This window comes from Lederbergia galactosidilytica (assembly GCF_017873565.1).
Classification (GTDB): domain Bacteria; phylum Bacillota; class Bacilli; order Bacillales; family Bacillaceae_C; genus Lederbergia; species Lederbergia galactosidilytica.
On sequence record NZ_JAGGKH010000012.1, the window covers coordinates 88,576 to 100,500 of the forward strand.

The following is an 11,925-nucleotide window of genomic DNA, read 5'->3' on the forward strand; positions in this document are numbered from 1 at the left end:
ATTCAACCTTTTGAATATTATCCTTTTACCGCTCCAGCAGTCATACCTTTCACAATATTCTTTTCGAATAAGATGTAGAAAATGACAATTGGAATCAATGACATGGTTAGCCCCGACATTTGTGCGCCATAATTTGTTGTAAATTGTCCCGCAAAGTTAGCTAAACCTAAAGGCAATGTTTGAAGGTTTGGATCATTGATTAACACAAGGGCAAAGGAAAACTCATTCCAGTTATAAATAAAGTTTAAAATAACAACCGTTGCTAATGCTGGACGAGACATCGGCAATATAATCGACCTAAATATCCGAAAAATTCCACAGCCATCCATAATCGCCGATTCCTCAATATCCTTAGGAAAGCCTTTCATAAAACTTGTTAAAATAAAAATTGTAATTGGTAAATGAAAAGCAATATATGGAAAGATTAGAGTAATCGGTGTATTCAATAATCCTAAATTCTTCATTAAAATAAACATTGGCACTAATGTTGCATGGATCGGAATCAGTAATCCAAAGATGAAAAAACCATATATCCACTTGCTCATCCTAAACTCGAATCTAGATAAAAAATAAGACGCTAATGCTCCTATAATAACAGTAATCACAGTGGCTGTTACGGTAATAAAAATACTATTTTTAAATAGGACACCAAGATTGGCGATATCCCATGCAGCAGTGTAATTTTCTAATACAAATTTTTTAGGAAAACCAAATTGATTTGTTGCAAATTCCTTTTCTGATTTAAAGGAATTAATGGCCATCCAAATAATTGGGTAGGCGTTAATGATCGCGAATATGATTAATGCTAGATAAATACTTATTTTTTTAATCTTTTTACTCTGAGGACCTTTGCTTTTCTTCGCCATTATGCCCACCTCCTAAATCATTTTCTTTCCTAAAACTTTGTTAACAATGACAATTAAAATAAGACTAAAGAAGAAAATAAAAACTGACACAGCACTTCCATAGCCATACTGTAATTTTGTAAATGTTTCATTAAACATGTAGAGCGCCATAACATCTGTAGAATGCGCTGGGCCACCATTTGTCATAACATAAATTAAGTCGAATGTTTTCAGACTCCCTGAAATACATAAGATAATCGCTACTAAAATTGTATCCCAAATCATCGGGATTGTAATTTTCCAGGTTCTCTTCCATTCTGAAGCACCGTCTATTTTCGCTGCTTCCATGATCTCGTTTGGCACATTTTGTAAAGCTGCAAGGAAAATAATTAAATATAAACCAACGAACTGCCAAATAACAACAACTAAGACAGCTCCCATTGTCCACTTTGTATCACCTAACCAATTTTGGGCTAGCGCATCTAAACCAATAGAGCGTAAAACTTCATTAATTAATCCATTACGGGAATTATAAATTAAACTCCATGTTAAGGAGATTACAACAGTTGATAAAACAACTGGTAAAAACCCAATCGTTCTAAATAACTTTGCTCCCTTCATTTTGCGGTTAAGCAAAAGGGCAAAGAATAAAGCAATGGGGACTTGACCTAATACAGAGGCTAATACTACGTATATATTGTTTTTTACAGAATTCCAAAAAAGGGGATCCGCAAATAACTTTTTAAAATTATTAAATCCTACATATGTCATTTCATTAAAACCATTCCAATCCATAAGAGAATAATAGAAGGATTGAAGAATTGGATAGATGGCAAAAACAACATATAGGGCAAAAGCAGGTAATATGCCTAATATAATAGCGAATTTACTTTTTCCTGTTAATCTCATGTTCTCCCCCCTAAATGTTCACTGGGCTGTCTAGTAGGTCTTTAGATTAAAAAGACAAGGGAAGTTAGTTTCTTGTCAAATCACTCGAATTAAAATCCTCAAAAATGGCGATACGACTACGGGAATAGCACCAGAAGCCCCCAAAACGAAGTGGGATCGATGGCTTAGTTGACGTTCCCCTAGCAGTAGACTCATAAGGCAATTCTGTTGCTTAGTCTGCACTAGTCATCTTGAAACCGCAATGCCTGCTTGGCTTACTTCCAGTAGGCCTGAGCAGGCAGTCTATTTGAGGACTTTTGACTTTTATGACAACCCATGGTTGATGTATCGGACTGTTATTTATTTTCATTCTCTTTTTGCATATCTTTAGCTAACCCTTCTGGTGCTTTTTCCCCTAAAGTAATCGATTGTAAGCCATTGTTAATCATATCGGTTAATTCAGGTGTCAATGTTGCATCATATACTGGGGCTAGTCCACCCTGAACAAAGCTATTAGCCTCTTTAAAGATTTCTGGGATGTTGTCATCCATTTCAATATCAGCTGGAATTACGACATTCGCCTTGATTAACCCCTGGTATAATTCCTCACCATAAAAATATTTTAAAAAAGTAAAAGCTGCTTCTTGTTCTTCTTCACTTAATTGGCTACTTACTGCAATCCCACCACCAGCGGCACCGGAAATTTTTGCAGGGTCCCCGTTACCCCCTGGAAATGTCGGGAATGGTGCCACTCCAATATTTCCAATATTCTCAACACTTTCTAAAATTGGTCCAATCGCCCATGAACCAGCAAAGTGCATGGCGGCGGTTCCTTTAATGAATTCATTTCTAGATTGAGCCTCATCGAGAGTATTCATGTCTTCATTAAATGCATTTGCCTTCGTTAATTCATCGATAACAGATAATGCACTGATAAATTGTGGATCCTCAAATGTTCCATCTCCGTTTAATGCACTCTCTAAGAAATCGCTATCAGTATATCGGTCCGCAATGGTTGATAGATAGACAGATTGTAATGGCCAAATGGCTTTATTCCCTAAAGCAATTGGGGTTGTTCCTTTATCATTTAGAGCTTTTATAAGCTCTTTCAATTCATCATATGTTTGAGGAAACTCATCATAACCAGCATCTTGAAGCTGGTCTTTATGATAAAAAATCAAGCTTGTGATACTTACATTTGCCGGGATAGCATAATAATTTCCATCAATCGCATAGTCTTGGAGAATTGAATCTAAAATATCTCCCTCCCAATTATCAATGATTGGATTGAGGGGAAGTATAGCTCCACCTTCGGCAAGAGGGGCTGTTCTAGCACCGGGCCATACACGCATCATATCAGGCAATTGATTACCTGCCGCCTGAGTTCTTAATTTTGTTTCATATTGGTCATGGGGAATGGCCTCCACCTTAATTTGGATATCTTCATGCTCTTGATTAAATTTAGAAATAAGGTCTTTATAAAGGGTATTTTCTGGACGATCCTCAGTCCAATCCGTCCAAAGTGTCAGTTCAATACTTCCATCCTTTACGGCTTGTGTTTCTTTAGCATCTTTACTACCACACGCAGCTAGAACTACCACCATAAGTAATCCTATAAAGATATAACCTAACTTCTTCATTACAATTTCCTCCCATCCTTCACTATATAAAGCGCTATCAAAATAAATTATAGCGCTTCCAAATTTAAAAACTATCCGTAAAAACTACAAAAATATCTAATATTCTCAGGACTTGGTATGGATTTACTCTTAATTTAGTAGATAGTATAGATCATTGATGTAATTGGGGGCTGTAGATGTTAGTAAGGGAGGAATTACTCAAGTGATGAAAATTAATTTGGCTAAGCTAATTATACATCTGAAAGTCTAGATTGAGGCCCGATAAGTCACCACCTTCCCCTCCAATCGATTGGGTTAGGAAATACATTGACTAACATTGAAATCTTCTCTAACAAAAAGTTCGTGTATTGATCATGAATAAGCAATGATGATATTGATTCAAATTATTAAACTAGCTAAATTTTGAAGAACCTTGAAAAAAGTGATCGATTGTATAGGCCGGGGAATTCCTCGGAGAAGTCATCTAACTTGAAGGGGAATAAAATTGGAAGGTATGGTCATTCCTAAAACTTATTAAATGTAAATGCCAATGTTTTTTCAGACTTTTTTCTCTACATGGCCAAATATTAAGAACATTTGCTTCATTATAGAATAGTTAAGAGTTAATGTAAATTACAAAATACCAGGCTTCGACAATATTCAGCATTGTCGAGAACCTGGTATTTAGCAAAAATTAGCAAAGTTAACTCGTGTTTATGTTCATAAAAACAACACTACTTCGAGATACAATTTCTATTTTCCTATGAAAATACGTTTTACTTTATCGCATTACTTTCCAACGGTTTATATCCTGCTGCATTGTAGATCATTTCTGTAAGATTGACAACTTCTTTGGCAAAATGGCCTGGCACCTTAATTTCATGTTTTCCTAAGATGGCATCGAAAAAGCTTTTATCTTGATTAGTTGTCTTTTCGGGAAGTTCCGGTACAATAGGCTCTTCTCTTAATCGATGAAGGGTCACTTTTCCATTATCATAAAAGATCCCACCTTTGTCTCCGCAGAAGGCATAGGTTTCATGCCAAATTGGTGCATAACCAACAATATTCAGTCCAGCCACTACATTATTTTCAAAGCGGATTGCAGTAAAAGAATCTAGTTCAACTGGTGAATGATGTTTTTCCATTTGTGTAGTTACTTCTAGTGGAGTCAATCCTGTTGTCCAGAGTAAGACATCACAGATGTGGCTACCCGAGTCCATTAACATCCCACCACCTGAGAGCGCGGGATTTTTACGCCATACATTATCAGGGCCATGTCCCCATTGTTGATAAAGGGAGGCGGTGACAGAAGTTAATTTGCCAATTTCACCACTTGCGATTGTATCACGAATATAGATAAACTCTGGTTCAAAATGGCGTTGGTATGAGACTTGTAATACTCTCCCTAGCTTTTCGGAGGTTTCAATTAATTCTTCTGCCTCTTTTTTTGAACAAGCCATAGGTTTTTCTATCAATACATGGCAACCATGATTCATTACATCCATAGCTTGGTCAAAGTGGAGGGTATGGGGTGAACAAATAATGACAGCATCCAATTGACTGTGATTAAGCATCTCTTTATGGTCTGCAAATTCTTTTGCATCATTAAGTTGATACTTTGTAATAAATTTCTTTCTATTTTCTACATTTGGATCTGTAAGCGCGACAACCTCTACATAGTCCAATTCCGCTAATTGATCCCCATGTAAATTCGAGATCCCACCTGTTCCAATCATGCCTACGCGAATTTTATCCATAATAATCAGTTCCCTTCCATTATCCACTTTTTGATTTTTTAGAAATAGATACTTTAGATATATATGGAAAATCCTATTAATATTATGATTGCTTTACTTAAAATATAATTCCAGGTGATTTTTTGCTTTAATAATTCCCTGTTGTTCTGCTTCTAGTGACCCCCAAAAACGTTGATCCTCCAATTCAATACTGATCGGTCCTTTATAGCCTATTTTCTCTAGACGAACAGCTACCTTCCCCCATTCCACATCTCCATGTCCCGGGATTGTATATCGCCATGAGCCATCTGAAAAACCATAATTTGCTCCAAATGTGGTAGGCAATGTTCCAAATTCATATAATTCATCCCTTAGTATTTCGGTGTCTTTCCCATGGCAATAATTAACCCGATCCCCAAATTCTGCGAGAACTCGTAAATAATCAATCCCAAGACGCACTAAATGCGATGGATCATAGTTAAGACCAAAATGTTTGGACGGAATATGATTGAACATAGCCCTTATTGTTTCAGGTGTACAGCCAATAGCAGGATATTGTGGAGCTGGTCCGGGCCATCCTTCTAACGCCATGTATATGCCCTTCTCTTCTGCATGACTGACTACTTCAGGAAATGTCTCTTTCCAAATCGAGAAACTTTTTTCGCGTGATTGGTTGGCATCTTGTGGAACAAGGACCATAAACATCACTTTGCCGCCTAGCTCAGATACTTCAGTAATTTGTTGTTTCATTGATTCTATAGCATCCGCACGAGAAGTTTCATCTTCACTAAGTAAAGATGAAGTATTTTTTAGATCGACTGAGCCAACCTCAAGCCCCAAACTATGTAAGGCCGTTTTTGTCTTTTCGTTATAAACTGGTACGTCTATTACATCTAAGCCGATATCGGCAGCCCAATGTGCAACCTGTTCAATTCCCTGTTTACCGATGTACGGTGGGATCCGCATTCCAATTTGAAAATTCATAGAGCATTCCTCCAATTTTAAAAACCTAAAATTAGTGTCTAGAGAATACTTTTCTCTTTATTTCAGAACTAGGGAGGAACTTTGAACAATCAGAAAATCCCTCCCTGTTTTGCCTAAATGTTTAAAAGTTTGATAGCCATTTTATTACCTGAATCAATTTCATAATAGAGATTTTAGCATTCAAATCCGAACAACATTGATTTACGCTTCAGGTGGACAGCTCGTATGCTCCTGTGGGATCTCATCTGTCACGCTAAGCACCAGGAGTCACCACCTTTCGCTCCAATCAACTAAGTTAAGGAAATACATGGATTAACCATTCAATCTCCTTTAACAATAACGTTCGTGTATTGATCATTAATGCAATGATGAAATTGACTCACCTATCAATCTATTTATCTTTCGAATTTTGGGTTTATTGACTTTGAATTCTTTCATATTGGGCCCGTCTAATTTCTAAGTAACGATCAATCCCCATTTTTTCTAAGTTTTTCACATAGCCTTCCCAATCTTTTTCGATATCCGCCTTACCTGTTACAAACTTCGCACGCATCTCTTCAACATATGTGTCAACATCTGTCATGATGGCGGAAATTTCAGCACTTTCTTCCGCCGTACTTTGGAATTGAGGTAAGATTGTTTCTGGCTCTAATGTTTCAATTTCTTCAGTATTAGCGTTATATATATCATCAATTTCTAGCCCTCTAGCTTTTGCGCGCCATGCTGGTTCAGGTTCAAGATAGGGATAAAATGCACCGTACACATTATCCACATATTGGAATGCACCTAATTGTGGACCACCCTCATAGTTTAAAATCTCATCATTATAAAGAGGAGCTCCATCCACCATTTCATATGTTTCACCTTCAATTCCAAAGAAGCCGAAATTGGAACCTTCTTCACCGTAGAAGTAATCAACCCATTCAATCGTTTCTTCAGGATTTTGATTATCCTTCGTAATCATAAATTGAGTCGTACCACGGGCGGGGTGGTCAATCCAGTTTAATACTCTGTCACCATTCGCTCCTTCAAAAGCATGCAACCCAACAAAATTGTCTGCAACTTTACTTCCTAAATAATCTGGACCTACCCATGAAAAAACACCGACTTTATCTTGGGTTCCTTCTGTTACCCACTCTTCATACTCCATATCAGAGAATGTTTGTGGATGAAATAATTCTTCCTGCCAAAGCATGTTAAAATATGACCATAAATCTTTGAACTTCTCATCTGTAAGGGTTAGTTGTAATTCACCTTTTTCGTCTAAATATAGCTTCATTCCAGCTGCCTTTAGACCACCATTTCCCATCCCAAAGGATCCAAGCATTTGTTCCTCAAACATTCCAATTGCACCAGGTGCTAGAGAAACCGGCACTTCGTCACTGGCATCCCCATTGCCATTGGCGTCTTCTGATTTAAATTTACGAAGTACATCCGTAAATTGATCTAAAGTCGTGATTGAGGAAGGATCATCGATGCCGATATTTTCTAACCATTTTTTATTAATGTTATACCTTAAAGAGCGTTCCGGCCCCGAGAAATCGACATATGGCAAAGAATAAATATGTCCATCTGGCATTGTGACAGCTTGTTTAATTGACGGATATTCTTCAAATAATGCTGTTAGATTTGGTGCATGTTCTGCGATCAAGTCTTCAAGTGGAATAAATAGACCCTCTTGTCCATATTTTGCAACTTCATCTGCTGAAAAGCCGAAAGCTCCATAGAACGCATCAGGTAATTCCTTGGATGACATGATGACATTCTTTTTCTCTCCTCTACTCTCATCAGGAATCTCTTCCCATTTGATGTGGATATCTGTTTTTTCCTCCATCTTTTTCCACATCCATAATTCATCTGCTGGTGGGTGGATACTGCCAAAACCTCTTTTCATAAAGTGCAGTGATAATTTGCCATCTTCCGTCTTATTCTCTTCTTTGCTAGTTTTGGAACCCCCACCAGTACAAGCAGTTAATACCATTGAAAAAATTAGAAGCAAAATCAATCCCAACCATGAAAGTTTTTTCATCTTACTCCTCCTAATTTTTAATTCTTTATATCTAAAGAATACAGTCGTATTCTAGATATCGAATTTTTTATTATATTTCATTCTCATGATTTGAAAAAAACGACTTGGTCTGCTTAACTCTCCTCCTTTCAATTAGTTTCAAAATGAAAATCTATCCTTTTAAAGAACCAACCATGATACCCTTTTCAAAAAATTTAGATAACAATGGGTATAAAATTAACAATGGCAATGTTGATACTATAACTACCGCATATTTTAAACTTTGTTTTTCAATCATTCGGTCTGCGTATCCAGCATCTACTGCCGTTTCAAGCATTTGTTCCATCGAGTTTTGTACGAGGATCTCTCTTAAAATAAGCTGTAATGGAAACTTTTCTCGATCTGTTAAATAAATCAATGCTTCAAAATAAGAGTTCCAATGGGCTACTCCATAAAATAATATTAATACGGCGATGATGGGAGTAGATAAAGGTAATACAATTTTATATAACAGTTGAAATTCTGTAGCACCATCCACAAAGGCACTTTCCTCTACTTCCTTCGGGAGATTTGTTTGGAAGTACGTTCTCATAATGACCAGGTTAAATACACTAATTGCCGGCGGAAGAACTAGTGCCCACATCGTATTCATTAATCCTAGCTGTTGGTTTACGAGATAGAGTGGAATTAATCCACCACTAAAGAACATAGTAAGAACTATAAAGAATGTGATGACGTTTTTCCCATAGAATCGATCTCTTGATAATGGATAAGCCCCTAAAGTCGTCATAAAAATATTTATAAAGGTCCCTATCGTTGTATAGATAATTGTATTTTTGAAGGCAATCCAAATCTCGCTGTTTTTAAAGACCTCGATATAACTTGTTATATTAAAGCCTTTTGGCCAAATGAGTAGTGGACTTTCATAAATTAACCTTGGATCACTTAACGAGGCAAATAACACAAAGATTAGTGGATATAAAAACATAAATATGATCAAGATAACCATAGCAAGGATGAAACCATCCAATATCTTTTCGCCTGTTGACCTTTTAATTTGATTCAACATGATGCCACTCCCTTTCCGCAAACGCGTACATTACCATAGACTCGTCTCGTTTACCTTTTTTGCAATCCAATTCACGATAATCAGAAGAATACAACCTACTACGTTATTAAATAACCCTACTGCTGCCGAGAAACTATATTGTGCTTCTATAATACCGCTCTTATAAACATAAGTTGCGATAACCTCTGATTTTTCCAAGTTCAAACCATTTTGCAGTAATAAGATTTTTTGGAAGTCTGAACCCATGATTCCTCCCACTGCTAAAATAGCAAGTATAACAATTGTCGGGCGAATTCCTGGGAGTGTGATATGCCAGATTCTCCGTAATTTACTTGCACCATCGATGTAAGCTGCCTCGTATTGATCCTGTGGGATCCCAGCCATTGCAGCTGTATAAATAAGTGATCCCCAACCAATTCCTTGCCAAGTTCCAGACCAAACCATGATATGCCAGAAATTATCGGGATTTGCTAGGAAATCAATTCGTTTTCCTCCAATTGCTTCAATTACCGCGTTGATAATACCGTTATTAGGAGAAATGAAGAAAAATAGTATTCCTACCGAAACAACAACAGATAGAAAATGTGGGGCATAAGAGATCGTCTGTGCAACATTTCGGAAAAACTTTGATCTTAATTCGTTAAATAATAATGCAAGAATAATAGGAGCAGGTATACCAACTACTAAACTATAAATACTTAACCCTAAAGTGTTTTTCAACAGTCTCCAAAAATGAAAGGAATTAAAAAATCGTTCGAAGTGAGAGAATCCAGCCCATTGGCTATCAAATATCCCCAATGCGGGTGAAAAGTTTTTAAAAGCAATGATTACTCCATACATTGGCCAATAATGCCATATAATAAAGTAAATAATTGCTGGTGCGATAATGATGTATAGCGGGATATTCTTTTTAAGTTTCTTCTTCACTTCTTGTATACGACTTTTATTTTGAACATTCTGCAGCGGAGTTTGACTAATGACTTTTTGTGTTTTCACGATACCCCTCCCTTTGTTTCAATTACTACTTTTCGGTTATCTTTCACCGCTCCCCTAAATGAAAAATTTGAATAATCTGCTGGCCATCCTCTAAGAAAGTAAATTATCAACCCAATATTCCGAAGGTTCGAAATACTAAGAGCGTATTTTGTTTAGATTATTTTTATATCATTACCCCCTTCTTATAAAACGCTTACATATAACAACATACTTAACCAATGATTTATGACTAATCTTTCCAATAGAATATAACATCCATAATAATATGTCAATATAAAAAAGAGAAACTAGTTTCTCTTTTTCGACATATTTATTATATTTTTCCCTCTACTAGCGGCAATCAGTTAAGTGATACTTTTCACTAAGAAATATTGGAAGAGTGGAAAAGGTATATCTTAATCTAAAAGATGCTTAAATATTCTCTTTTAGCTTTTCTGTAGACCTACCTTCAATAATGTCAAAGTCAATGATTTCAGTCACTACCTCCGTTATGCCCTCAATTTGATTAAACAACAATTCCACAGACTTTCCACCCATATTTTCTTCGTTTTGAGCAATATGAGTAAACAATGGTTCACTAATATCTGTTGGGGGGGAATCAAAGCAAATGATGGAATAATCCTCAGGTACCTTTTTCCCCAATAAGTGAATTACATGTAATAAAATTTTTGCTAAACCATAGCGACATACGACAAATGCTGTAATCTCAGGGTTATTTTCTATAAATTGCTTCATTCTTTCTAGCTCAGAGGTGAATTCTGACTGACTGCGTTCCTGTAGAACAAAATCAGAGGCCATTGATTCAAAAGTATATTTTAAATTTAAATCAAGCTGATGCTTAGTAAATGCGAATTGATATCCTTTCAGTCGATCTTCTAAAACTGTAGTCCCCTCATAAGGAGCCGTTATATAAGCAATATGCTCATGGCCTAAAGATACTAAGTATTCTGTCGCTTCCTTTGTTGCCTTAAAATTATCTGTTACCACTGAAGCTATTTGTATTCCGCGTAAATAGCGATCAACCAAGACAACAGGAAACTTTTTTAGTACTAATTCGAGAATCTTATGGTTATAATGTTCTCCATGGATAGGCAAAATAATAATCCCGCTAATTCCGGCCTCCAATAGATCTTGAATCGCTTTTTCTTCATCCTCAAGATTCTCTTTTGTTATTTTAATCAGCAAACTCCCATTACGAGCGGTTACATTCTTTTCAATCGCTTTCACTAAAGTAGAGCCAAACCTATCTGAAAAGTCGGAAATTACTAATCCTATCTTTGGTTTAGTATTTACATAGATCTCTTGCTCCTCCACTTTAACTGGACTGGACTGATTATTTATCTGTCCATGAATGTCAGCAACAAAAGAACCTTTTCCTTGAATCCGTTCAATAAATTGTTCTTGAGCCAACAGATCTAACGCTTTTTTTGAAGTAATTCTACTTACCCCGAATTGCTCAGCTAATTCCTTTTCCGAAGGAATTTTATCGCCTTTAGCTAAAACACCCCCATTAATTTGCTCTAAAATTTTTTCGTAGATAATTTTATATAATGGTATCTTCATCTTTATCCCGCCTTACAACTTGTTATGATATAATATATCAACTTTAGCTACTTTATAAAAGACTTTTTAATAAAATCATTAATAGGGATAAAATCCGCTTATATCCCCCGCTTACTCATTTGTGTCCTTTTCCCAACAATAAAAAGCTCCAATAAATTATTGGATTCTTCTGTATAATAGGTCTATTCTATGCTATATTATTTTTACCGATAAGGAA

The 11,925-nt window shown here is 36.2% G+C and carries 9 protein-coding genes; all 9 read right to left on the reverse strand.

All coding sequences use genetic code 11. The annotated features are described in order from the left end of the window. Positions 1-17: 17 nt before the first annotated feature. The 9 genes from J2Z23_RS13675 to J2Z23_RS13715 all read right to left on the reverse strand — a co-directional run bounded on the left by J2Z23_RS13675 (position 18) and on the right by J2Z23_RS13715 (position 11,708). A complete protein-coding gene (locus tag J2Z23_RS13675; RefSeq protein WP_057983702.1) occupies positions 18-866 on the reverse strand; it encodes a carbohydrate ABC transporter permease in 849 nt (282 codons plus the stop codon). A gap of 12 nt (positions 867-878) precedes the next feature. Next, positions 879-1,754: a carbohydrate ABC transporter permease gene (locus tag J2Z23_RS13680; RefSeq protein WP_057983704.1), complete on the reverse strand. Its 876-nt coding sequence runs from the start codon at positions 1,752-1,754 to the stop codon at positions 879-881. A gap of 335 nt (positions 1,755-2,089) precedes the next feature. Next, positions 2,090-3,373 (reverse strand): extracellular solute-binding protein, encoded by a 1,284-nt coding sequence (locus tag J2Z23_RS13685; RefSeq protein ID WP_209974260.1) that lies wholly within the window; start codon positions 3,371-3,373, stop codon positions 2,090-2,092. 755 nt (positions 3,374-4,128) lie between these two features. Then, positions 4,129-5,109, reverse strand: coding sequence for a Gfo/Idh/MocA family protein (locus J2Z23_RS13690; protein WP_057983720.1), 981 nt, complete (start codon positions 5,107-5,109; stop codon positions 4,129-4,131). A 93-nt stretch (positions 5,110-5,202) separates the two neighbouring features. Continuing rightward, entirely contained in the window at positions 5,203-6,072 is an 870-nt protein-coding gene (locus J2Z23_RS13695; RefSeq protein WP_064468926.1) for a sugar phosphate isomerase/epimerase family protein, read from the reverse strand. A 415-nt stretch (positions 6,073-6,487) separates the two neighbouring features. Then, positions 6,488-8,101 (reverse strand): extracellular solute-binding protein, encoded by a 1,614-nt coding sequence (locus J2Z23_RS13700; protein ID WP_057983725.1) that lies wholly within the window; start codon positions 8,099-8,101, stop codon positions 6,488-6,490. Positions 8,102-8,252: 151 nt separating this feature from the next. Then, positions 8,253-9,149 (reverse strand): carbohydrate ABC transporter permease, encoded by an 897-nt coding sequence (locus tag J2Z23_RS13705; protein ID WP_082881492.1) that lies wholly within the window; start codon positions 9,147-9,149, stop codon positions 8,253-8,255. Positions 9,150-9,179: 30 nt separating this feature from the next. Then, a complete protein-coding gene (locus J2Z23_RS13710) occupies positions 9,180-10,127 on the reverse strand; it encodes an ABC transporter permease (RefSeq protein ID WP_238456246.1) in 948 nt (315 codons plus the stop codon). A gap of 429 nt (positions 10,128-10,556) precedes the next feature. Continuing rightward, entirely contained in the window at positions 10,557-11,708 is a 1,152-nt protein-coding gene (locus tag J2Z23_RS13715; RefSeq protein ID WP_057983729.1) for a GntR family transcriptional regulator, read from the reverse strand. Between the last annotated feature and the right edge of the window lie 217 nt (positions 11,709-11,925).

Excerpts from the sequence above, each read along its gene's own strand:
- J2Z23_RS13675 (WP_057983702.1), bottom strand. The coding sequence starts at position 866 with ATGGCGAAGAAAAGCAAAGGTCCTCAGAGTAAAAAGATTAAAAAAATA.
- J2Z23_RS13680 (WP_057983704.1), bottom strand. The coding sequence starts at position 1,754 with ATGAGATTAACAGGAAAAAGTAAATTCGCTATTATATTAGGCATATTA.
- J2Z23_RS13685 (WP_209974260.1), bottom strand. The coding sequence starts at position 3,373 with ATGAAGAAGTTAGGTTATATCTTTATAGGATTACTTATGGTGGTAGTT.
- J2Z23_RS13690 (WP_057983720.1), bottom strand. The coding sequence starts at position 5,109 with ATGGATAAAATTCGCGTAGGCATGATTGGAACAGGTGGGATCTCGAAT.
- J2Z23_RS13695 (WP_064468926.1), bottom strand. The coding sequence starts at position 6,072 with ATGAATTTTCAAATTGGAATGCGGATCCCACCGTACATCGGTAAACAG.
- J2Z23_RS13700 (WP_057983725.1), bottom strand. The coding sequence starts at position 8,101 with ATGAAAAAACTTTCATGGTTGGGATTGATTTTGCTTCTAATTTTTTCA.
- J2Z23_RS13705 (WP_082881492.1), bottom strand. The coding sequence starts at position 9,149 with ATGTTGAATCAAATTAAAAGGTCAACAGGCGAAAAGATATTGGATGGT.
- J2Z23_RS13715 (WP_057983729.1), bottom strand. The coding sequence starts at position 11,708 with ATGAAGATACCATTATATAAAATTATCTACGAAAAAATTTTAGAGCAA.